The sequence below is a fragment of the Acinetobacter sp. SK-43 genome, assembly GCF_015351505.1.
Lineage (GTDB): Bacteria > Pseudomonadota > Gammaproteobacteria > Pseudomonadales > Moraxellaceae > Acinetobacter > Acinetobacter junii.
Genome location: NZ_JADKPY010000053.1, coordinates 40443 through 64164, shown reverse-complemented (window position 1 = coordinate 64164; position 23722 = coordinate 40443). Strand labels below are relative to the sequence as shown.

Here is a 23722-nt window from a genome sequence, read left to right as displayed (position 1 = left end):
ATATCTCGATTTGCTTAAATTACTCCGTAACAATCCTCTTTAACTTCCTAAGCCCCATCTTAAATAAGGGAATCACAGGGCAAGTTCATCAAGATCGAAAACTGTTAACGGGTGATAGTCCCTTAGCCTCTAATAATTTGGGGAAACTTGCTGCTGAAACTTTATTAGCTGATCCAAGCCTTAACGCATAAGCTATTTTATAAGTTCAAAGCCCAATTCAATATTGGGCTTTTTCTTGAGAAAAATTTAAAACCTGTAAGCTAGCTGACAAATCATGTCCGCAATCTTGATTATGTTAGAAAAGTAGCAAGATATAATTAAATAGTTAGAGATCATCAATGAAAATATGTATTTATGGTGCAGGCAGTATTGGATGCTATCTTGGCGGTAGATTGGTTGCTGCTGACTATGACATAGATTTTATTGTTCGTCCTAGAGTTCAGCAAGAACTTCAAACTTACGGTTTAACTGTTTCAGATTATACAGGATTCAAGCAAACTATTTCTGTAAATCAATTACAAATGAGCATTGATCCCAATGTAGCAGCTCATGCTGATATTGTCTTTGTTTGCGTAAAATCAACATCTACTGAACAAGTAGCACTTGAATTAAAAGATATTTTAAAGAAAAAGACCATTATTATTAGTTTTCAAAATGGCTTAAGTAATGTGGGAATTCTAAAACGAATTTTAACAGACCACATTATACTCGAAGGAATGGTACCTTTTAATGTCGCAGCTTTGGGGAGTGGTCGTTTCCACCAAGGAACTGATGGGGCTTTGTATGTAAAAAACCATGAGCAATTAGCTGAACTCGTACTTGCGTTTCAAAAAGCGCAGTTAGAGATTCAGTTAGAACAAGATATGCAAGCTGTGCAATGGGCAAAATTATTATTGAACTTAAATAATTCAATCAATGCGTTATCCCAACTTCCACTGAAACAAGAATTATCTATTCGAGAATATCGTCAGTGTTTGGCACTTGCTCAATTAGAAACATTAAATCTATTAAAAATAGCCAAAATCAAACCAGCAAAACTGACTCCAATTCCGGCACAATTTATTCCTAAAATTTTAAAACTACCCAATCCTATATTTAAGATTATCAGTAAGAAAATGCTCGCGATTGATCCACTTGCGCGTTCTTCGATGGCTGATGATTTAATGGTTGGAAGAAAAACTGAAATCGATTGGATTAATGGTGAAGTTGTTAATTTAGCTAGACAGTTGAATCTTACAGCACCAATTAACCAAAAATTAATTGAGCTAGTAAAACAGGCAGAATCAGAACCGAAAGTATGGTCTGGATCAAAACTTAAAGCACAGTTAACGCAATTGTGATTTGATTATGCATAAAAAAAGCGTACAGCATCTCTATACGCTTTTTTGATAAAAATTTTAGATTAGACTGTTTTAACAGCATCTTGAGAGGCAAATTTCGTAATTAATATGCCGAATATAGTCGCGAAGATATACATGAAAATGGAGTATACCGCGGCAGGCATCGCGATGGTGGTACTTGCCATAATCGTGAGAGCAATCGTCATGGCTAAAGTGCTGTTATGAATCCCGATCTCAAATGCACATGCACGTGCTTGATATGAACTAATGCCTAACATTCGTGGCACGAAATATCCAACCATTAAACTAATAGCACAGAATAGTGCGGTTGCTAAACCAATCTGCCCCAAATAATCTACCAAGTTGCTTCGTTCTTTAATAATTGCGCCTAGAATGATAATCAGCAGAAAAACCACGGCAAAGATTCGTACAGGACGATTCAGTTTTTCAGCAACATGCGGTGCATAATGACGAATGATCATTCCGATGCATACAGGCACTAAAATAATCAGAAAAACTTGTAAAACCTTAGTAAATTGCAGACCGACTTGCTGCCCTTCATTCATAAAATGTAGAATCGAAAAATTTACAATTAAGGGTAGGAACACCGCTGCGATAATAGCGTTAATAGCAGTTAACGTAATATTAAGTGCAATATCACCTTTATATAAATAGCTAAATAAATTGGCTGTCGTACCGCCAGGTGATGCAGCCAATAGCATCAAACCGACTGCTAAAAGCGGTGGTAAAGCAAGTATTTTACAAATGAAAAACGCTATCCCTACTAATAAAATGAGTTGGCAGAACAATGCTATTAAAACAGCTTTAGGGTGTTTGCTGACTCGCGCAAAGTCTTTAAGTGTTAGTTCTAGCCCCATACCTGCCATAACGATGGCTAAGGCGATAGGCAAAAATATTGTGATCAGTCCTGAATCCATAAACCGTGCTTTCCTAAATGAGTTTTATTTTGATAAATAATTGATATCGTTTTAAAAGTGACCATCATCGTGTACAAATCAAGGATGATCTAAGTTTCGATCTAGCACTTTAAACATATATTTATTTGAAAATCTGTCAACTACACGACAACTGATATTTTTATGTGAATTTCTAATAACTAAAAGGCAAGTACAACTCGTGTACTTGCCTTTACTTTAAACTGACTTATCGAGATAAATAAGCTTTTTTAAATTTTAAAAGAAACCCGCTGGTTTAGTTGAGTAGCTCACCAATAGGTTCTTGGTTTGTTGGTAATGGTCTAACATCATGCGATGGTTTTCACGACCAATACCTGATTTTTTGTAACCACCAAATGCTGCATGAGCAGGGTAAATGTGATAACAATTTGTCCATACACGACCCGCTTCTATTGCACGACCTGCACGGTATGAAGTATGTGCAGAACGTGACCAAACTCCAGCTCCTAAGCCATAAATGGTTTCATTGGCAATTTTGATTGCTTCATCAAAATCTTTGAAAGTGGTCACTGACAATACAGGTCCAAAAATTTCTTCTTGGAAAATTTGCATACTGTTGTGTCCTTTGAACACCGTCGGTTCAATATAGAAACCTTCACCAACTTCTTGACGAGCACCACCACCTACAAGTACTTCAGCACCTTCCTCACGACCTGTGCTGATACAACGTAGAATTTTCTCTTGCTGTTCTAAGGAAGCCTGAGCGCCAACCATGGTTTCAGTATCTAATGGATGACCCAACTTAATTCGTTTAACTCGCTCGATTGCTTTTTCTAAAAACTTATCTGCGATACTTTCTTGAATTAAGGCACGAGAAGGACAAGTACATACTTCACCTTGATTCAGCGCAAACATTGCAAAGCCCTCTAGCGCTTTATCAAGATAATCATCATCTTTGTCCATCACATCTTCAAAGAAGACATTTGGTGATTTACCCCCAAGCTCCAAGGTGACTGGAATAATATTCTCAGTTGCATATTGCATGATGAGCTGACCGACTTGAGTAGAACCAGTAAATGCAATTTTAGCAATACGAGGACTAGTTGCTAATGGTCGACCCACTTCAGCACCAAAACCATTAACAACGTTGAGAACACCTGGTGGAAGTATGTCTTGGATAAGTTCTAAGACCAGTAAAATACCCACAGGTGTTTGTTCTGCTGGTTTTAAAACAATACAGTTACCCGCCGCGAGTGCTGGTGCGAGTTTCCAAGCCGCCATCAAAATCGGGAAGTTCCACGGAATGATTTGACCTACAACGCCTAAAGGCTCGTGAAAGTGGTAGGCAATCGTATCTTCATCAATCTCTGAAATTCCGCCTTCTTGTGCACGAATACATCCAGCAAAATAGCGGAAGTGATCTATCGCTAACGGGATGTCCGCGGCTAAAGTTTCACGTACTGGTTTACCATTGTCCCAAGTTTCTGCAACTGCAAGAAACTCAAGGTTTTGTTCCATACGATCCGCTATTTTTAATAAAATATTTGAACGCGTTGTAGCTGAGCTTTTATTCCATTCAGCTTTTGCTTTATGTGCTGCATCGAGAGCAAGTTCAATGTCTTCAACTGAAGAACGAGGGATCTTTGTAAACACTTTGCCATCGACAGGTGAAACATTATCGAAGTATTCTCCTCTTATAGGAGCTACCCATTGACCGCCAATAAAGTTCTCATATTGAGATTTAAATTGGACTTTTGAACCAGGTTGGTTAGGATCGATGTAACGCATATATAAATTCCTTTGCTTATAATTGATTTAACGATCTACAGCTTTGGTATAAGGTACTTTTGTACGTTATTTCATTAGGATATAAGTGCGAAGGTTGGAGAAAGGTTGGAAACCATGATCAAGTGTGAGGGATACACAAATGTTTACAAAACAAGAGTTATTGCAACATCGTTCGTCCGTTGATCAGCTAAAAAAACAAAGTAGTCTGTCGCCACAAAATGCTGAAAAACTTGGTCAAAGTATTGCGAGTTCATGGCAGCGATCTGTTTCGTCCTCGATTCCTAAAGAACGCTTAGCAGCACCACTATTAAGTCAAAATAAAAAGAACAAAAGCAGTTTGGACCTAGCACTTGAGACCTGTTCCGATGAACTAAGTCATATTGCAGAACAATCTTCAATGGTTATCGCGGTAGGTGACGTTGGAAGTACGATTATTTGGACTGCATCTAGTCATCAAATGCAAAGTGCAGCTGAAAAAGTGCATTTTATTGCAGGTGGGCAGTGGGCTGAAGATATGGTCGGAACCAATGCTCTAGCACTTTCTTTAAAGACTCAACAATCAAGTTGTGTGTTCTCAAATGAACATTACATGGAGTCTATTCATGATTGGGTCTGCTATGCAGCACCAATTTTAGACCCGTATTCAAAACAGGTATTAGGTGTCGTTGATTTATCTACGACATGGAAAAAACACAATACACTCGGTGTATTGGCTGCTGAACGATGTGCATCTATTATTCAAACTGCTTTAATCGAACAACAGCGCCAACGTTTATATATTCGTGCCTTTGCCACGCCTCAAATTATTTTTAACCATAAATCATTGGTATTAACTCCAAGACAGGTCGAGATATTAGTCATTTTAGCCTTATGCCCAAATGGCTTGAATTTAGAAAATTTACATCAAGCATTATATGGTGAGCGTAAGGTGAGTATCGGTACGCTCAAAGCAGAAATGTCTCAACTACGGGATATTTTAGGTGGTATGTTGGGTTCTCGCCCATATCGTCTACTGGCTGATGTTGAAGCTGATTTTCTGTCAGCAGAGCAGGCTTTAGATGCAGGTTATGTCGCGTCTGCACTTCAATTATATAAAGGTGTTTTCCTCTCTAAAACTGAAAGTCCATTTTTATGTGCATGGCGTGATTGTCTTGAGTCTCGCTTAAGCGATGCGATTTTCAAAACTAAAGAAACAGACCTACTCCTTAAACATGTGGCCCATTTCCCAGAAGCAATCGATGCTGTAGAACGTCTAATGGAATTGTTCCCGAGCGAACATCCTGCACGCTTATCTTTGAGTAAGTTTAAAGACGTATATTGATTGAATATTTGAGATTAGAATTATCTAGCGTTAATTAAAAAATGAAATTTGCTTTGCCTGAAAAAGAACTCGATATTCTGTAGAAAGATCAAAAAATTAAATAAATCATTTTTTACTTTGAATTTTAATTTATATAAAAAAGTGGGAATATAACCATTTTAATATTCCCACAAAAAAGTAAGCCAAGTCTCGGAGTTCTGGCTTACTTTTGAGAGGAAAGCGTTATAAAGCAGCTTTAAAAATTTCTACCACTTGAGCATGTGTTGCTTTACGTGGGTTGGTCAGCATACATGCATCTTTTTGAGCATTTTCAGCCATTATTGCCAAGTCCTCAGTTTTTACACCAAGTTCGGTTAATCCTGATGGGATGCCAATTGATGATGAGAGTTCACGAATTGCATCAATTGCGGCAAATGCAGCTTCTGTTTCAGTGAAACCTTCAACATTAACGCCCATTAACTCTGCAATTTTTGCATAACGATCTTGACAAGCGATTAAATTAAATTCGCATACATGTGGTAAAAGCACCGCATTACATACGCCATGAGGAAGATTGTAGAACCCACCAAGTTGATGTGCCATTGCATGGACATAACCTAGAGATGCATTATTAAATGCCATACCCGCTAGATATTGTGCATAGCTCATTGCATCGCGTGCTTCGATATTTTCACCATTGGCTACAGCAGGGCGTAACCATTGACTGATCATAGTAATCGCTTTCTCAGCACAGGCATCTGTAATTGGATTTGCGGCAGTAGAGACATAAGCTTCGACGGCATGAGTTAATGCATCCATTCCTGTAGCTGCCGTTAAACCTGCAGGTTTTGCAACCATAAGCTTAGGGTCATCAATTGCAATCAGAGGTGTACAACGCCAGTCTACAATTGCCATTTTGACATGAGTATCCGTGTTGGTAATGATGCAGAAACGCGTCATTTCTGAGGCTGTACCTGCTGTAGTATTGATTGCAATCAAGGGAGTCATCGGAACTGTACTTTTATCAATTCCTTCATAATCACGAATATGTCCGCCGCCAGCAGTTACAAGACCAATCCCTTTCGCACAATCGTGTGATGAACCGCCACCTAATGAAACGATAAAATCACATCCATTGTCGTTGTAGGCTTTAACACCGTTGTGAACATTAATATCTGTTGGGTTAGGCTCTGCACCTGGAAAGATGTGGCTATCTACACCAGCTTCTTTCAAATATCCTGAAATAGTATCTGCTACACCAAATTTAAATAGACCTTCGTCTGTAACGATTAATGCTTTTTTTGCACCGAGATTTTGTGCTTTCGTTCCAATCTCTTTTGCACAGCCTGGACCAAAGAGAGAAACGCAAGGGATATAAAAACCGTTTGTTTTATCTGCAATATTTTTAAAAGCCATGGAGTGATTCCTTCTTCCATTTTCCATTGTTTGTTATTCAGGTGAGTTACACCTTGAACTTAGTATGGAGTGCTTAAAAAAATTTCCTACCTACCAAATACCTACCAAAATATTGTTTAAAAATAAAAGGGATACGCTACATAAAGTTGAGTATCCCTATACAAAGTTTAAGTCTTTAGAATTTATGAGTGTAGTTTACAAACATGCGATCCTCACCAAAATCATTTCCATGCTTCACATCATAATCAATTCGAATATATTGCAATGCCAAACCTTTGAGATAGGGCTGTTGAAAAGCATAGTTCAAGATAATATTAGACTCACTTTCATGATTTTTTTTACCATCAGCCGTTTCGAAATCCTCACCATAAACATATTTTACGGCTGCATTAAAACCAGGGATATAATCTTTAAAATTATAACCATAGATAAAATGATATGATTTTTCATCTTTTTTAAAGAAACCTGTAGCATTCCAATTAATAAAATATGTTTCAGGAAGAAAACCATCTGGTAATGGGTAGGCAGATTCACCAATAATTTGCTGATAGCCTAAACCAAAAGTATGATTATTTATTTTCAATGTTTCTAATAAACCAATATTTTGTGCATCAATATTAAAATTATTTCCATCTTCTTGAGCATTAAAATATTTAAATTTAGAATTAAGCACATAATTTTTACCTTTCAAATTATGCTCTAAACCCAAATAATGTTTATTGTATAAATCCTCCATGTTGCCATAATAATATTCTCCCTTTAAATCAGGGGAGAACTGATAGCGTAAATCAATATAATTTAAGCCATCCGAGTATTCTGTCTTTCCATTTGAAGTAAAAGAGAATTTACGAAAATCTTCTTCATTACGAGGGGATACTTTTTCAACATGACCTATTTCTGCGTAAAGTTGATCAGTTAATTGTGACTTAAGGTTTGCACCCCAATAAGATGTTAAGAGCTGACGACTGGTATCTATGGCAGTAACAGGTAAGTCTAACCAAAGCTCACCAACACTCAACAAGGTTCGGTTATAACCCAATTTTAATGTGGCGCCGTGTTTTAAATAATCGGAAGCTTGTGATTGAGTCACTTTATCAAATGGTAATACTGTATCAGCCACATGTTTATCTGAACTTAATCTAACAGCATATTGAACGGAAGCATCGACACCGATTGTCAAAGGTTTTTCGGCAATACTTAATGGTGTCTCAAGCATTCGTGAGTTATAAAACAAAGAGGCAGCTTGAGACCAACTTCCAGTATCCTTCAGTGCTTCATTCTCAAAATTACGATTGATGTAGGCATTTTTTAAGGTAAATTTCCATTCTTCTTTAGCGCTTACATTATCAGCCCAAAGTGAAGTTGAAACTAATCCACCTATGAGTGAAATTGAGGACAAAATAAGCTTATCACATTTAAATGTATGCATTTTTTAATTTCCATTTTGAGTTGAGTTGCGCCAATCCTCGGCGCAACATTACTTATTGCTGGTTGACTGAAGCTTGTGTTTGAAGAGTTGATTTTGAACTTTCAGGTACATTGACCGCGACTTTTAGATTGACGAGGAAGATCGCAAATGCAGCAATCACACCTGGAATTGCAATTGCTAAGAAGTTCATTTGATGAGGTAGTTCAAAAGTGAGCAATGCACCTGTAAGTACAGGTCCGATAATTGCACCTATACGACCGATACCTGATGCCCAGCCCATACCTGTTGAGCGAACAGTAGTTGGATAAAATTGTGCGACGAAAGTATATAGAAGAATTTGTGAACCAATCGTTGCTGCACCTGCTAGAGCAATTAAGCTATAGAGAACAATTTGAGGACTGTTGAATCCCAATAGTATTAAGGCAGCAGCTCCGATTACAAACATTGAGGTAATGACTGGTTTTAAATGGAATCGATCTGCTAAAGCACCGCCTCCAATTGCACCAACCATACCGCCAATGTTCAATGCAAATAAGAACAGCATACTTGCGCCTAAAGAATATCCTGCTTGCAACATCAATTTAGGTAACCAACTTCCCAATGCGTACACCATTAATAGGCACATAAAGAAAGCGATCCAAAACATGAATGTACTAAATGCACGACCATCTTGGAAAAGGGCTTTTACTGGTGCTTCATGATGAATATTTTCATTGAAAACCAATTGAGTATTTTGATGAATGTCTCGTGTAGGTAGCAGCTTATTGATGATCTGTTTAGCTTGTTCTTCCTTTCCAGATTTGATCAGAAATGCCAATGACTCAGGTAGGAATTTCCAAATGATAGGCAACATTAACAATGGAATCCCTGCAATCAGGAACATGATTTGCCATCCCATATCTTTGACTAACCAAGCACCTAATAATGCTGAAGTCATACCACCAATAGCATAGCCACTAAACATAATTGCGACTAAAGTACTTCGAATTTTTTTAGGTGCATATTCCGTCATTAATGCAACAACGTTTGGCATTACACCGCCTATACCTAATCCTGCTATGAATCTTAAAATTGCAAATTCAACGGGATTGGTTGCAAAAGCCCCTAGAAATGTAAAACCACTAAACAAGGTGACACAGATCATGATGGTTTTCTTTCTTCCTAAACGATCTGATAATGTGCCGAATATCATTGCACCAAACATCATTCCAAATAGGGCAGCACTTGCTAATAATCCTGCTTGAACAGCAGTTAATGACCATTGCTGCATTAATAATGGTAATGCGACACCGTAAATAACTAGATCATAGCCGTCGAAAATAATAATTAGTAAGCACCAAACTAAAACCTTCCAATGAAATAAACTAAATTTGGCATTATCAATTGTTTCATTGATATTTACTTTTTCCATATACATCCTTCACCTCCAATTTGTGAAGCTTTGTTTTATTAGTGTTTAAACTATTTTGTTATGGAGATTCAGTCAAAAACCAAATTGATATATCTTTATGTCTTTAAGGTATTGAATTTATTATTTTCTATCTAAATTCTAGAAGACAAAAAGCAGAGTATTTTTATACTCTGCTTTTTTATAACAATAGGTATATTAAATAAATTGATTTATATGCTGATTAAACTCAACAGGTGCTTCAACGTTTGAAATATGTGAAGCATTAATTTCAACCAACTGAGCCTTTGGTATGTGCTGCAACATCCATTCAGCATCTGTAACTGTGGTCACAGGATCATGAATTCCTGCAATAATTAAAACAGGTATCGTGATTTGTTTTAGTTCATCACGAAGATCCGCTTTAGCCAAAGCCTCACAACAATTGGCATAGCCCAGTACACTGCCAGCACTTAAGTCGTTACATAGGTGGTTGACAACTGAAGGATGACTTTGGATAAAGGGATCGGTAAACCAACGAGATGCTGCGGTTGCAGCAATTGGTTCTAAACCTTGCTTTCGTACCAGTTCGGCACGATCTTGCCATGCTTGTTCCTGTCCAATCTTCGCTGCGGTATTGGCAATAATCACATGACTAAAACGCGATGGATAATGAATCGCTAACCATTGTCCAGTTAGACCGCCCATTGAAATTCCACAAAAGGCGGCTTTTTCAATCTTCAAATGATCAAGTAAAGCAATCACATCTTCACCTAACTGTTGCAAAGTGTAAGGACCAGTTGGAGTAGAAGATGAACCATGACCACGAGTGTCATAACAAATCACAAAAAAACGATCTTTAAAAAAATTAAACTGCTGTTGCCACATCCCAAAATTCGTACCTAGGGAGTTGGAGAACACCAGAGCAGGGGCATTTGCATCACCAAAGGTCTGATAATGAATCATGACATCTGCGGATTGGAACATCGGCATTACTGTTCTCCTGTATCTAGATCAACACGCTGAATAATCAAAGCAATACCTTGACCCACACCGATACACATCGAACACAAAGCATATTGTCCCTTGATCTGTTCAAGTTGGTTCAGCGCGGTGGTCACTAATCTCGCACCCGATGCACCCAGTGGATGACCTAAAGCGATCGCACCACCATTTGGATTGATACGCGCATCATCATCTGCCAAACCTAAATCACGAGTCACCGCTAGAGCTTGAGCTGCAAAGGCTTCGTTTAACTCAATCACATCCATTTGTTCTAATGTCAGATTGGCTTGTTTCAGTAACTTTTTGATTGCAGGCGCAGGGGCAAAGCCCATAATGCGGGGTTCAACACCCACCGTAGTGGCTGCAATGATTTTGGCACGAGGCTTAAGTTGGTATTGAGCAACCGCATCATCTGAGGCAATCAATAGTGCTGCTGCACCATCGTTAATACCTGAAGCGTTACCCGCAGTCACTGTGCCATCTGCTTTCACCACACCTTTGAGTTTCGTCAATGCTTCAATGGTGGTGGATGCACGTGGGTGTTCATCGGTATCAATCACGACCGCATCACCTTTACGTTGTGGGATCGTGACTGGAACGATTTCTTGTTTAAAAAAGCCTTTGGCTTGCGCTGCTGCAGTCCGTTGTTGGCTGTTTAGGGCAAACTGGTCTTGATCGATCCGATTAATCTTAAATTGTTCTGCGACGTTTTCCGCAGTTTGTGGCATGGTGTCTACACCATACATTTCTTTCAGTTTTGGATTGATAAAACGCCAACCCATTGTGGTGTCTTCAATCTTTTGACTACGACCAAAAGCACTGTCCGATTTACCCATCACATAGGGTGCACGGCTCATGCTCTCGACACCACCTGCAATAATGAGATTTGCTTCACCTGCTTTAATCGCACGTGCAGCCATGGCAATCGCATCTAAAGATGAACCACATAAACGGTTCACTGTGGTTGCAGGGACTTGATAAGGCAAGCCAGCCAATAATGCGGACATACGCCCCACATTACGGTTATCTTCACCTGCTTGATTGGCACAGCCATAGATCACATCATCCACCTGTTGCCAATCGACCGTTGGATTACGTTGCATTAAGGCTTGAATCGGAACTGCACCAAGGTCATCAGCACGTACAGGGGCTAAACCACCTGCATAACGTCCAAAGGGGGTACGAATGGCATCAATGATGTATGCATTTTTCATAGTCTTATACTTCCATATTTCAATCTGTTGGGACCACTGCCACAAATTACGGGTTCAGTCATACTTCCTTTGCGTAGGCGATGCCTCACTTTTGACAGGGCAAAAGTGACAAAACCCATTGTTGAACAGAGGAGACTTCCTTGCCTCCCTGTCCAACGGGCGACATCCATGTCGCCTGTCACGATAGTTAACTACGGGAAAAAATCTAAATATAAGTGAGTAAAAAACTGCATTTAAATCATTCCAATCAGTATTTCGCGGTGGCGACATGGATGTCGCCTCGTTACTAAGCACAACACGGATGTTGTGTCTGAGTAACAAAGGATTTTTGTTACTTTTTATCCTTAAAAAGTAAGATGCCGCCTATACAAAAAGCTTTTGCTTTAACCCGTAATTAGTTGCTGGTAAACATTAACCCTGTGTCGCATCAATCAACTGAGCACCCGTCAACACCTGTAGTTCCTCAAAACTCAGACCATCCACTTTCTCAATCACTTTTAAACCTTCTGTGGTCACATCAATCACACACAGATCGGTATAGATACGATCAACACATTTCAGACCCGTTGCAGGATAAGAAAGCTCCTCAACAATCTTCGGTTCACCTTGCTTGGTGACATGATCGGTAGTGATAAACACTTTCTTTGCACCTACAGCCAAATCCATTGCACCACCCACAGCAGGAATCGCATCGGCTGCACCTGTATGCCAATTGGCAAGATCACCGTTGGCTGCGACTTGAAATGCACCCAGTACCGCGATATCTAAATGACCCCCACGCATCATGGCAAAGGAATCACCATGATGGAAAAAGCATCCCCCTGTGAGCATGGTCACATATTCTTTGCCTGCATTAATCAGCTCAGGATCTTCTTCACCTTTGGCTGGTGGTGGGCCAAATGCCAATAAACCATTTTCAGAATGCAGAAAAACATCTTTATCCGCAGGTAAGTAATTTGAAATCTTAGTGGGTAAGCCAATACCTAAATTGACATAGGCACCATCAGGAATATCTTGTGCAACACGTTCTGCAATTTGGTCACGGCTGAGTTTTTGATAGCTCATTGTTATTCTCCTTATTGCGCAGCGACAGGTGATATTGCTTTAACAGCAACCACATGCTGGACAAAAATCCCTGGGGTAATAATGTGTTCAGGATCAAGCTGACCGAGTTCTACTACTTCAGAAACTTGAGCGATGGTGACATCTGCAGCCATGGCCATGATCGGTCCAAAGTTACGTGCCGATTTATTAAAAACTAAATTGCCCCAACGATCACCTTTGTGAGCTTTGATTAAGGCAAAGTCAGCTTTAATGGGATATTCAAGAACGTAGTTTTTGCCATCGATATGACGAGTTTCTTTGCCTTCTGCCAATATTGTTCCGAAGCCAGTCGGTGTAAATACCGCCCCTAAACCCATCCCAGCAGCTTGGATACGGCAAGCGAGATTGCCTTGTGGGACGAGTTCTAATTCGATTTTGCCTGCATGGTAGAGTTCATCGAACACCCATGAATCAGACTGACGAGGGAAGGAACAGATGATTTTACGGACTGCACCTGTTTTTAGGAGTTTGGCAAGACCATAATCGCCATTGCCTGCATTGTTATTGACGATGACAAGGTCTTTAACCCCGAGTTCAATCAGAGCATCGATGAGTTCAGCAGGTTGTCCTGCGGTTCCAAAACCACCAATCATGATGGTTGAGCCATCTTGGATTTGGGAGAGTGCTTCAACCAGTGAAGCTTGTGATTTGTCGATCATAATAAATTCATCCTACAATCAAGTCTTGCTGATCTGTTTTTCAGAAGATGACTGGGTCATCACAGTATTTGGGTGGGTGTGAGGATTTAAAAGAATCTGGGCAATAACACCGATACAGATGCCCCAAAAAACTGAGCTAAGTCCAAGAAAGTGCATTCCTGAAACCGTTGCAAGAAATGTGATTAATGCTGCATCGCGCTGATGATCATCTTTCATCGCAATCATGACATTTGTCCCAATCGCCCCAAGCAGAGCTAATCCTGCTAAAGCTGCGATGAGTTCTTTGGGAAGAAGGCTGAAGAGCATGACAATACTGCCAGCAAATAAGCCACCTAAAATATAGAAAATACCGTTCGCAATACCTGCGATATAACGCTTCTCTTTGAGTTCATGAGCATCTTTACCCATACATAGAGCAGCAGTAATTGCAGCAAGTACAATCGTAATTCCACCTACACATGCGACTGCGAGTGAAGCGATGCTTGATGCTGTAATAATCGGTTTAGCAGGGGTGTCATAGCCACTCAGTTTCATAATTGCCATACCTGGCAAAAACTGTCCTGTCAGACTCACAAGAATTAAAGGTAAAGCCAAGTTTAATGTAGAGTGCCAAGTCCATTCTGGATAAATAAAATGAGGAATGGCAAAACTAAACTGCATTTCAACAGGATTCATTTTTCCTAAAACTAAGCTGAGTGAAACACCACACAACAAAACCCACAGCATGGTATAACGAGGTGAATATCGTTTTGCTAATAAATAACAAAGCAACATGCTGAAAACGATCAAAGGCATGGAATCCGTTGCTACAAATAATCCGAGCCCAAATTGAAATAAAATCCCTGCCATCATGCCTGCTGCGATTCCTTGAGGAATCCATTTCAGCAATTTGTCAAAATATCCTGTCGCTCCAACTATAAAAATGACAATCGCTGAAGTGATATAAGCTGCAACAACTTCATTCAAAGAGATATTTGGAAATAGTGAAACCAATAATGCCGTACCAGGAGCTGACCATGCTGTGATGACAGGGGTTTTATAACGAATTGAAAGATAGATTCCAGCAACAGCAGCACCAATTGATATGCCCCAAATCCATGAAATCATCATTTCTGTTGAGATATTGGCTTTTTGTGCTGCTTGGAAAAAGATAATAAGCGGGCCAGAATATGAGATCAGAACCGCTAAAAACCCTGCAATAGTTGCTGAAATAGACCAATCATTTTTTAAACTCGTCAACAGGTTAGTCATAGCGCCTCCTTGCAAGATTTCCTGCTGTTTAGATCAGAATTAACCCTGATCACCACCACCAACTGCAATTACACTGCCAGTCATATAAGACGACTCTTCAGATGCTAGAAAAAGAATGGCATTTACCTGTTCATCGATAGTTCCATATCGTCCCATCAGACTTCTTTCTTTGGTTTGATCTACAACCTGTTGCATCCAAACTTTTTCATCTTCGCTAAGTGGAGCTGAATTACGAGGTACTTTACGTGGTGGAGCGTCTGTTCCACCCGTAGCAATCGCATTCACTCTGATGCCATTTTTGGCATGCTCAAAAGCCAACGATGCGGTAAGTGCATTTACACCACCTTTAGCTGCCGAATATGGAATGCGATTGATACCACGGGTAGCGATAGACGATACGTTGACGATGACCCCATATTGATGCTTCAACATTTCAGGTAGAACTGCACGACAACACCATAAAGTTGGAAACAGAGAACGATTGATTTCCTTGATAATTTGCTCTTCGCTAAATTCATCAAAGGGTTTCATCCAGATCGCACCGCCAACATTATTGATGAGTACATCTACTCGGCCAAACTCCTGAATCGCTTTGTCTACAACAGCTTGGGCACCATCATAGCGCTCTAAATCAGCTTGTACTGTGATTGCATGACCACCTGTGCTACGGATTTCTGAAGCAACTTCATCGACCAACTCTGAACGATCGGCTAAAACCACATATCCATTTTCAGCGGCTACCCGAATTGCAACGCTACGTCCAATCCCTTGAGCAGCACCCGTTACGATGACGATTTTGTTCTTAAATCTATCTTGAAATATCATGCTGATCTCCGATTTGATTAATTTGCAGAAAATTTTTCAAATAAGAAATTGGCAGGTTTAATTCCTTCTTGATCTAACCAACTACGAACAGCTTCAACCATTGGTACTGGACCACAAAGGTATACGTCAACATCACCATTGTTAAGCCAATCATTTTCAATATGACCTGTTACATAGCCTTTGCGCTCATGTTGACTTTCAGGATGTGCAACAACCGTTCGATATTCAAACCAAGCATACTTACTTTGCAATTCATCTAACTTTTCTATTGCGACAAGATCAAAGTCATTTGTCACACCGAAAACTAAACGAATAGGGTGATCTGAACCCTTTTCTTCAAGTACTTGAAGCATTGACATAAAAGGGGCAATACCAGTTCCACCTGCGAGCATCAAAACGGGTCTAGTGACATGACGTAAGTAGAAGCTTCCAAATGGACCTGTGAAGTGCATTTTGTCACCAGCTTTTGCGTTCTTACTCAAAAATTCGCTCATTTGACCATTTGGGACGTTACGCACCACAAAACCCGTTAAACGATTGCCTGGTTTTGAACTAAATGAATATGAACGTGTTTCAGATGTTCCTGGAATACCAACATTTACATATTGACCAGCTAAGAAGTGAATTTCAGGTTGACCATCATCTAGTTGAATATCAAATGTAATTGTTGAGTCAGATAGGTTTTCGACACGTGATAAAGTGCCTTGAAAGCTATGAATTTCTGTCTTACAAACATCAGATGATGCTTGAATTTGGAAAACTGCATCCGAAGTAGGACGACACTGGCAAGCAAGTATGTAGCCTTGTTCAGCTTCTTCAGGTGTTAAAGCATCTTCGATATAAGTTTCTTCTGGCATGTTATAACTACCAGATTCACAGAATGCACGACACGTACCACATGCACCATCTCGGCAATCCAAAGGGATATTGATCTTCTGACGATAGGCTGCGTCAGATAAAGTTTCACCTTGTGTAACTGTAATAAAACGGGTCACACCATCTTCAAATTGAAGTGCTACATTATGGTTAGACATGGCAATCATCCTATTTAAAAATTTTGATCTCGCTTACCCAACCAAAATTCCATTTGGCTGGGCTTACTGGTTAGAGATGATAGATATCAATCACTTGATTGATATAATCGTTCTTTAACACCACATATTTGCTCATGATTTTTGGTTGTTCGTTAGAAAAATCGATCACATAACGAGACATACCGAAATAGCTGTAGTTGGTTTTGTAGCGAAAACTCAATGTGTTCCAATTAAACCGAACGGTGACTTTGTCTCCATCACGTTCGAGCACCTCAATATTGCTAATATTGTGGCTGGTCCTTGTATCTGGCATCGTTGCTGATGAACGTTCTGTTTTGATACGAAATACACGATCTTCTAAACCTTGACGGTTTGGGTAATAAATCAGTGATATTTCAGACTGTGGATCTTCCGTTAACTGATCGTCGTCATCCCATGCAGGCATCCAAAAAGAAGCCTCTGGTGAATAACAACTTAACCATTCATCCCATTGTTCATCGTCTAGAAAACGTGCTTCACGATAAAGAAACTGAGCAATATTTTCTAAAGTTGCTTGAGTTGTTGTGTTCATTTGGCATCTTCCTAAATTTGGCTTTCAGCTAACTTTTTCTCAGTTGCGATAGCATTCTTCATCGACTTTAACCAATACTGATGTTGAGCTAGATATAAGCCTTCATCTTCAGTTTTGATGCCACTTAATTTAGGTTTTAAACCAATTTCATTTGCTGCATCATCGGGTCCATGTATCCAATGTTTTGAACCACGGCACATATCATTCCATTCCAGCTCTAAGCCTGCATAACCTGCTTGGCATGCGCGGAACTCTTCCAAATCATCAGGTGTCGCCATTCCAGAAGCATTAAAGAAATCTTCATATTGACGAATACGACGAGCACGCGCTTCAGGCTCTTCACCAACTGGTGCGATACAGTAAATGGTCACTTCGGTCTTATTGACGCTCAGTGGGCGAAGCACACGAATCTGTGATCCGAACTGATCCATCAAATAAACATTTGGGTAAAGACATAAATTTCGCGAACGCTCAATCATCCATTTAGACATTGCAGCACCAAATTTCTCGGTGTATTCATCTGCTTTTGGATAGTTTGGACGATCTTCTGGATTTGCCCACTGAGTCCACAACAACATATGACCATGTTCGAAACCATATGATCCACCGCCTTGTTTACCCCAAGAACCAGCGCTCATTGCACGGATGTTGTCTCCAGCTTCAGTTTCTTTACGATGTTGTGTAGTAGCTGCATAGTTCCAATGCACAGCAGATACGTGATAACCATCAGCACCATTTTCAGCAGTGAGCTTCCAGTTACCCTCATAGGTATAGGTTGAAGAGCCGCGTAATACTTCTAAACCTTGTTCTGACTGACCAACGATCATGTCAATAATCTTGGTTGTTTCCCCAAGAAACTCTTCTAGAGATGGAACATCAGGATTCAAACTACCGAATAAGAAACCTTTATAACTTTCAAACTTCGCAACTTTCTTTAAATCGTGTGAGCCATCTTGGTTAAAACAGTCAGAATAACCCGCATCGGTAGGATCTTTAACTTTGAGCAATTTACCTGAGTTGTTAAATGTCCAACCATGGAAAGGGCATGTATAAGTCGCTTTATTGCCACGTTTATGGCGACAGAGTTGTGCACCACGATGTGAACAAGCATTAATCATGGCATTTAATTCGCCATTTCGATTACGAGCAATAATGATTGGTTGACGACCAATATAAGTCGTATAAAAGTCATTATTTTTTGGAATTTGGCTTTCGTGAGCTAGATAGACCCAATTACCTTCAAAAATATATTTCATTTCAAGATCAAACATCGCTTGATCTGTAAATACTGAACGATGAAGTTTGTATTCACCTGTTTCTTCATTATCAACTAGCAATTCATCAATGCGATCAAGATGCGTCGTGTTGATTACTGGAATTTTTGGCATGTCCGTTCTCCGACTTTCCTAAGGAGGAAGCCCCGAGTTATTTGATTAAATCTCAATAACTCGGTTCCTAAATTATGCTTGCTTATGCAGATGCACGACGACGATCAACTTCAGTAGAAGGCGCAGAAGCCACTTCTTTGACTAATTCGATATTGAAAGTGATGTGTTTGAATGGTTTATCTAAACCACGACGTTGAATCTCAGCCTCATCAGTGACATCGACAGCCGTCGCTACAAGACCATCACGCGTTGCAAAAGCAAAGTCATCCCACAGGTATTTGTCGCCTTCGATATTGAACTGTGTGGTTAACTTACGGAAACCTGGTGCAGAAACAAAATAATGAACATGCGAAGGGCGGTTACCATGACGACCTAACTTATTCAGAACAAACTGAGTCGTTCCTTCAGGTGGGCAACCATAACCTACAGGCATGGTGGTCAAAGCTACATATTTACCGTTCAAATCAGAAAGAATGGTGCGACGTAGATTGAAATCAGATTGAGACTTATCAAAGAAAGAATAGTTCCCCAAACTATTCGCATGCCACATTTCAACTTTGGCACCTTCGATGATATTGCCGTCTGTATCCGTCACTGTACCTTCGATAATTAAAGTATCGATTTTGTCTGATTCAGAACCATCATCCATACGCGCAAAACCTACAGACTCAGGTGCACCCGCAACATACAGTGGACCTTCAATCGTACGTGGCGTGCCACCAGAAACACCTGCTTTGGCATCGGCTTCATCAGCACGCAAATCTAAATAATGCTCTAGACCTAAGCCCGCAGCGAGTAAACCCAATTCATTGGCTTGACCTGCATCTGTAAAATACTCTAGACCTTTCCACACTTCTGAAGCTTGGATATCCAAATCCTCAATTGCTTGGAATAAATCTCCCAATAAACGTACCACGATGCTTTGAACACGTTGATCGACTGCACCTGTAGCAGTATCAACATTCATTTTTTTCACTAATGCATCAATATCCTGACGATTCATATGATTTCTCCTTAACTATGCATCTCGCGTAGGTGGTGGGGAAACGGAGAGTCATTCAATCCGTTATGCCGTACCACTGTCCTTATCTCTACGACACTCTGAGCAAATGATGACGCTGCTGAGTGACGATGGGGTGTTGTGAATTAACGATCATCCTCACGGATCGAAGAGGGATGACGATTCAATGCCATCACTTCAATGTCCATGTAGGGGTACAAGGGCAAGCCCTGTAAAATGTTGTGTAGCTCTTCGTTGCTTTCGACATCAAAAATACTGATGTTTGAATACTGTCCTGTAATCCGCCAAATATGACGCCACTTACCTTGACGCTGTAGATCTTGCGAATAAGCTTTCTCAACCGCTTTAATCTGATTGGCTTGTTCAGCAGGCATCTCCACAGGAAGATGCACATCCATACGAACCTGAAATAACATGTGCTTTCTCCCTTAAGCCTTACGACGCAACTGCTCGATTTTGTCTTCGTCAATATCGATGCCTAGACCTGCAGTATTTGGCACCACCAATTCAAAATTTTCATAACGCAATGGTGTTTTTAAAATGTCTTGAGTCAGTAAGAGAGGACCAAATAGCTCTGTACCAAAGGCAAGGCTGTCAAAAGTACTAAAGGCATGCGCCGAAGCGATGCTGCCGATCGGACCTTCCAACATAGTGCCGCCATACAGATCAATTCCTGCCAACTTAGCGATTTTGGCCACTTCACAAGCCTCAATCAGACCACCTGATTGTTCGACTTTCACAGCAAAAACATCTGCCACATGCTGTTTCGCTAAACGATAAGCACTGTCAGGACCTGTCAAAGCTTCATCTGCCATGATAGCCACATCAAAACGCTGCGTTAGGCGAGCCAACACTTGAGTTTGTTCAATCGCACAAGGCTGTTCGATCAAATCAATGCCGCCATCCTGCAACTGTTGAATACCTTGGATACATTCCAATTCTGACCAAGCACGATTTACATCAACACGAATACTGATTTCAGGTCCTAAAGCTTTTTTGATGGCAATCACATGATCAACATCATGTTGCACAGGATTGGAACCGATTTTTAACTTGAAAATATTGTGGCGTTTGAGCTCAATCATTTTCTTTGCTTCAGCGATGTCTTTTTCAGTATCACCCGAAGCCAAAGTCCAAAGCACAGGGAGACGATCACGTAGACGACCACCCAATACTTCGCTTAGTGGCAAATTGAGTTGTTTCGCTTGAATATCCAAGAGCGCAGTTTGAATGGCGCATTTTGCAAAGCGATTGCCATTGATAGTTTTACGAATCAATTTGAGTGTTTGAGCCACATTTATTGAAGATTTGATCGACAATAAGAGCGGGGCAAAATAAGTATCGATATTTGCTTTGACACTTTCAGGGCTTTCTTCACCATAATTAAGTCCACCAATCGTGGTCGCTTCACCCCAACCCACAAGACCATCCGTTGTTGTGATTTTGACCAATACCAAGGTTTGGGTTTGCATGGTCGTCACAGATAGCTTATGTGGACGTATCGTTGGGATATCGACTAATATGGTTTCGATTGTTTTGTACATTTCACACCATCACTGGTTCTTTATGCTCTTCCTATACCTTAAAAGAATGATTAAACTGTGTCTAAGACTGAATATGTATTTTTTTATACCTATTAGGTATGGAGATAAGGAATGGAACTCAGATACTTACGTTATTTTGTCGCAGTGGTGGAAGAGCAAAGCTTTACCAAAGCAGCAGAACGGCTGTTCATCGCACAGCCACCTTTAAGTCGGCAAATTCAAAACCTTGAAAATGAACTAGGTGTGCAGCTTTTTGAACGAGGAAGTAGACCACTTCAAACCACAACCGCAGGTCAATTTTTGTACCAGCATGCCTTAAAACTTTTGTCTAATGCGGAAGAAGTTAAGAGTATGACGAAGCGGATTGGTTTGATTGAGCGAACCTTAACCATTGGTTTTGTAGGCTCATTATTATTTGGTTTATTACCTAGAATTATTTATCTCTACCGCCAACAACACCCACATTTAAATATTCAGTTGATAGAACTCAGTACCACTGAGCAACTTCAAGCACTCAAAGAAGGGCGAATAGATGTTGGTTTTGGTCGGTTGAGAATCAGCGATCCTGCTGTAAAAAGAGTACTTTTGCGCAAAGAAAGACTAGTTGTTGCAGCCCATTCGAGTCATCCAATTGCTCAACGCGTCGAGGGAGTGCATTTAGCAGATTTGGTTGATGAAAAATTATTTGTTTATCCAAATACACCAAAACCTAATTTTTCAAGCCAACTTTTAAATATTTTTGCTGAGCATAGTTTGGTGCCGAAAAATGTCCGTGAATTACGAGAAATTCAATTGGCTTTAGGTTTGGTGGCTGCTGGAGAAGGCTTATGTGTAATTCCTGCTAGTGCCGATACCATTCGATTCCCACATTTACTTTATATTCCAATCCTAGATAGTGGTGCAGTCAGTCCGATTTTTATTACAGCAAGAGCCATGGATAACAGTGAAGATATCCAGTCTTTATACGATACGATTTATCAGGTTTATGATTTAGAAGGGATAGAATACAAGAGAACGACTTTTCAATGGGGGCAAACAGAATAGTCACATATTTAAAGATACTGACTTGTGGTAAGTGTCTTTATTTGAGTTATAAATAATGAATCTATTTCATATGGATAGATTCATATAAATCATTTGGTAGTGATCAAACGATCTAGTAACTTCAAAATAATTATAAATATGTAGGTCACTTCAAGTTAAATAAAACTTGAGAAAAGGATTTCAGAGATTATAAAAATGAACCAATTAAACTTCCCAATTCTTGATGCCCATATTCATCAGTGGAATCCATACACTACGCCACACTCAGCAGCGATATTGGTCAAAGCATTTGGTAAATATCCTAAATTGATGGACAAAATTGTACGCTTTGTTAAACCTAAAGACTTAATCGAAACTTTAGGCATCACTCAATATGCTTTATCACCATATCTACCTTTTGATTATCGAGTTGATAGTGCAGGATGTTCGATTGATAGTGTTATTCATGTTGAGGCGAATTGGCATCACCAAAAAAACTTTGGTTTGGCTGAGGAAACAAAATGGATTCATCATTTACCCTTTAATCAGCAACAACTAAAACTTGCGGGTATCGTGGCTACAGCAGATCCAAGAAATAAAAGATTTTTGGATATTCTCAAAGCTCATCAAGATGCCAGTCCGCATTTTTGTGGTATTCGTAAAATGGCAGCATGGCATCCAGATGATGGTATTCATCGCTGGTGTGATCAGCCACATTTATACACCCAGAAAAAATTCCTGAAGGGCTTTGAGCATCTAGCAAAGATGAATTTGTCATTCGATGCTTGGGGATATTCCACTCAAATTAAAGAAATCAAATCACTCGCACAACATTTCCCTGATACAAAGATCATGGTAGATCATCTCGCAACACCAGTCGGATTATTTGGAAAAGTCGGAAGAAGAACGGGGCGAACACCAGCTGAGCGTGAGCTTATATTTGCAAAATGGAAAGAGGATATTTCAGAACTCGCTGAACAAAAAAATGTTTATACCAAAATTTCAGGATTAATGATGCCAGTACTGGGACATCAATTTTATAAACAACAAATAACGGCGAATGTACTGCAAATACAAGATTTACTTTCACCACTCATTGAACATGCGATTCAGAGTTTTGGTACCCAACGCATTGTATTTGCATCCAACTTTCCAATGGATAAACCCAACACCACCTTAAAAGATCTCATTCGAGCGTATATTGAAATGACAGCAGCACTAGGTGAAGAGGCGCAGCGAGCAATTTTTAGAAGTAATGCGGAAACCTTTTATCAAATAAATAAACATTAGTTGTCATTGGAATTTGAATGCATTTGTTTTGACCAAATCCAATAAATAATTTGCAAAGTTCAATAAAATTACTCAATTTCAGCGCATAATTCTGTAAAATTAGCCGTCCTTATTAGCATTCCTGATTTAAAAGTGATTTTAAATGAAGTAATGCTAATTAATCCTTTCTAAGTCAGTCTCTTATCTTCGATTTGGCTTATTTATTCATTTTTAAAC

21 protein-coding genes and 1 pseudogene are annotated in these 23722 nt (G+C 39.7%); 5 read left to right on the top strand and 17 right to left on the bottom strand.

Annotated elements, in window-relative coordinates; genetic code table 11:
• Window positions 1–191, top strand: a pseudogene (locus tag IRT38_RS11040) (hypothetical protein); the annotation flags it as partial.
• Window positions 192–338: 147 nt separating this feature from the next.
• Window positions 339–1340, top strand: a complete 1002-nt coding sequence (locus IRT38_RS11035; protein WP_194597712.1) for a 2-dehydropantoate 2-reductase — start codon at window positions 339–341, stop codon at window positions 1338–1340.
• 62 nt (window positions 1341–1402) lie between these two features.
• Here IRT38_RS11035 and IRT38_RS11030 read toward each other — a convergent pair whose 3' ends face one another.
• Window positions 1403–2278 carry a bile acid:sodium symporter family protein gene (locus IRT38_RS11030; RefSeq protein WP_194597711.1) on the bottom strand — a complete coding sequence of 292 codons (876 nt, stop codon included), beginning with the start codon at window positions 2276–2278 and terminating at the stop codon, window positions 1403–1405.
• Window positions 2279–2533: 255 nt separating this feature from the next.
• Complete coding sequence (locus IRT38_RS11025; protein WP_125298756.1) at window positions 2534–4045, bottom strand: aldehyde dehydrogenase family protein; 1512 nt, start codon at window positions 4043–4045, stop codon at window positions 2534–2536.
• A 139-nt stretch (window positions 4046–4184) separates the two neighbouring features.
• On the opposite strand from IRT38_RS11025, the gene IRT38_RS11020 reads away from it, so the two are divergent.
• Window positions 4185–5366, top strand: coding sequence for a transcriptional regulator (locus IRT38_RS11020; RefSeq protein WP_194597710.1), 1182 nt, complete (start codon window positions 4185–4187; stop codon window positions 5364–5366).
• A 222-nt stretch (window positions 5367–5588) separates the two neighbouring features.
• Here IRT38_RS11020 and IRT38_RS11015 read toward each other — a convergent pair whose 3' ends face one another.
• From IRT38_RS11015 to IRT38_RS10945, 15 genes are all read right to left on the bottom strand, one after another.
• On the bottom strand, window positions 5589–6761 hold the full coding sequence (locus tag IRT38_RS11015; protein WP_194597709.1) for an iron-containing alcohol dehydrogenase: 1173 nt from the start codon (window positions 6759–6761) through the stop codon (window positions 5589–5591).
• A 175-nt stretch (window positions 6762–6936) separates the two neighbouring features.
• Window positions 6937–8190: an OprD family outer membrane porin gene (locus IRT38_RS11010; protein WP_194597708.1), complete on the bottom strand. Its 1254-nt coding sequence runs from the start codon at window positions 8188–8190 to the stop codon at window positions 6937–6939.
• A 52-nt stretch (window positions 8191–8242) separates the two neighbouring features.
• A complete protein-coding gene (locus IRT38_RS11005; protein ID WP_099948643.1) occupies window positions 8243–9607 on the bottom strand; it encodes an aromatic acid/H+ symport family MFS transporter in 1365 nt (454 codons plus the stop codon).
• A gap of 189 nt (window positions 9608–9796) precedes the next feature.
• Window positions 9797–10570 carry a 3-oxoadipate enol-lactonase gene (gene pcaD / locus IRT38_RS11000; protein ID WP_194597707.1) on the bottom strand — a complete coding sequence of 258 codons (774 nt, stop codon included), beginning with the start codon at window positions 10568–10570 and terminating at the stop codon, window positions 9797–9799.
• Window positions 10570–11796 carry a 3-oxoadipyl-CoA thiolase gene (pcaF, locus tag IRT38_RS10995; protein WP_194597706.1) on the bottom strand — a complete coding sequence of 409 codons (1227 nt, stop codon included), beginning with the start codon at window positions 11794–11796 and terminating at the stop codon, window positions 10570–10572. The genes pcaD and pcaF overlap by 1 nt, the downstream gene beginning before the upstream one ends.
• Window positions 11797–12207: 411 nt before the next feature.
• On the bottom strand, window positions 12208–12861 hold the full coding sequence (locus IRT38_RS10990; protein ID WP_194597705.1) for a 3-oxoacid CoA-transferase subunit B: 654 nt from the start codon (window positions 12859–12861) through the stop codon (window positions 12208–12210).
• A gap of 11 nt (window positions 12862–12872) precedes the next feature.
• Window positions 12873–13559, bottom strand: a complete 687-nt coding sequence (locus IRT38_RS10985) for a 3-oxoacid CoA-transferase subunit A (RefSeq protein ID WP_194597704.1) — start codon at window positions 13557–13559, stop codon at window positions 12873–12875.
• 18 nt (window positions 13560–13577) lie between these two features.
• The gene (gene benE / locus IRT38_RS10980; RefSeq protein WP_194597703.1) at window positions 13578–14810 is read right to left on the bottom strand and encodes a benzoate/H(+) symporter BenE; all 1233 of its coding nucleotides are present in this window, start codon (window positions 14808–14810) and stop codon (window positions 13578–13580) included.
• Between the two features lie 39 nt (window positions 14811–14849).
• Window positions 14850–15635: a 1,6-dihydroxycyclohexa-2,4-diene-1-carboxylate dehydrogenase gene (locus IRT38_RS10975; protein WP_194597702.1), complete on the bottom strand. Its 786-nt coding sequence runs from the start codon at window positions 15633–15635 to the stop codon at window positions 14850–14852.
• Window positions 15636–15652: 17 nt separating this feature from the next.
• A complete protein-coding gene (gene benC, locus IRT38_RS10970; protein WP_151690827.1) occupies window positions 15653–16669 on the bottom strand; it encodes a benzoate 1,2-dioxygenase electron transfer component BenC in 1017 nt (338 codons plus the stop codon).
• A 70-nt stretch (window positions 16670–16739) separates the two neighbouring features.
• Window positions 16740–17240, bottom strand: a complete 501-nt coding sequence (gene benB, locus IRT38_RS10965) for a benzoate 1,2-dioxygenase small subunit (protein ID WP_099948650.1) — start codon at window positions 17238–17240, stop codon at window positions 16740–16742.
• 11 nt (window positions 17241–17251) lie between these two features.
• Complete coding sequence (benA, locus tag IRT38_RS10960) at window positions 17252–18628, bottom strand: benzoate 1,2-dioxygenase large subunit (protein WP_004911181.1); 1377 nt, start codon at window positions 18626–18628, stop codon at window positions 17252–17254.
• Window positions 18629–18710: 82 nt separating this feature from the next.
• On the bottom strand, window positions 18711–19631 hold the full coding sequence (catA, locus tag IRT38_RS10955) for a catechol 1,2-dioxygenase (RefSeq protein ID WP_194597701.1): 921 nt from the start codon (window positions 19629–19631) through the stop codon (window positions 18711–18713).
• Window positions 19632–19774: 143 nt separating this feature from the next.
• Window positions 19775–20065 (bottom strand): muconolactone Delta-isomerase, encoded by a 291-nt coding sequence (gene catC, locus IRT38_RS10950; RefSeq protein ID WP_004911173.1) that lies wholly within the window; start codon window positions 20063–20065, stop codon window positions 19775–19777.
• A gap of 12 nt (window positions 20066–20077) precedes the next feature.
• The gene (locus IRT38_RS10945; protein ID WP_194597700.1) at window positions 20078–21193 is read right to left on the bottom strand and encodes a muconate/chloromuconate family cycloisomerase; all 1116 of its coding nucleotides are present in this window, start codon (window positions 21191–21193) and stop codon (window positions 20078–20080) included.
• A gap of 111 nt (window positions 21194–21304) precedes the next feature.
• On the opposite strand from IRT38_RS10945, the gene IRT38_RS10940 reads away from it, so the two are divergent.
• Both IRT38_RS10940 and IRT38_RS10935 read left to right on the top strand, forming a co-directional pair.
• On the top strand, window positions 21305–22237 hold the full coding sequence (locus IRT38_RS10940; RefSeq protein WP_004954319.1) for a LysR family transcriptional regulator: 933 nt from the start codon (window positions 21305–21307) through the stop codon (window positions 22235–22237).
• 195 nt (window positions 22238–22432) lie between these two features.
• Complete coding sequence (locus IRT38_RS10935; RefSeq protein ID WP_194597699.1) at window positions 22433–23506, top strand: amidohydrolase family protein; 1074 nt, start codon at window positions 22433–22435, stop codon at window positions 23504–23506.
• Window positions 23507–23722 lie beyond the last annotated feature (216 nt).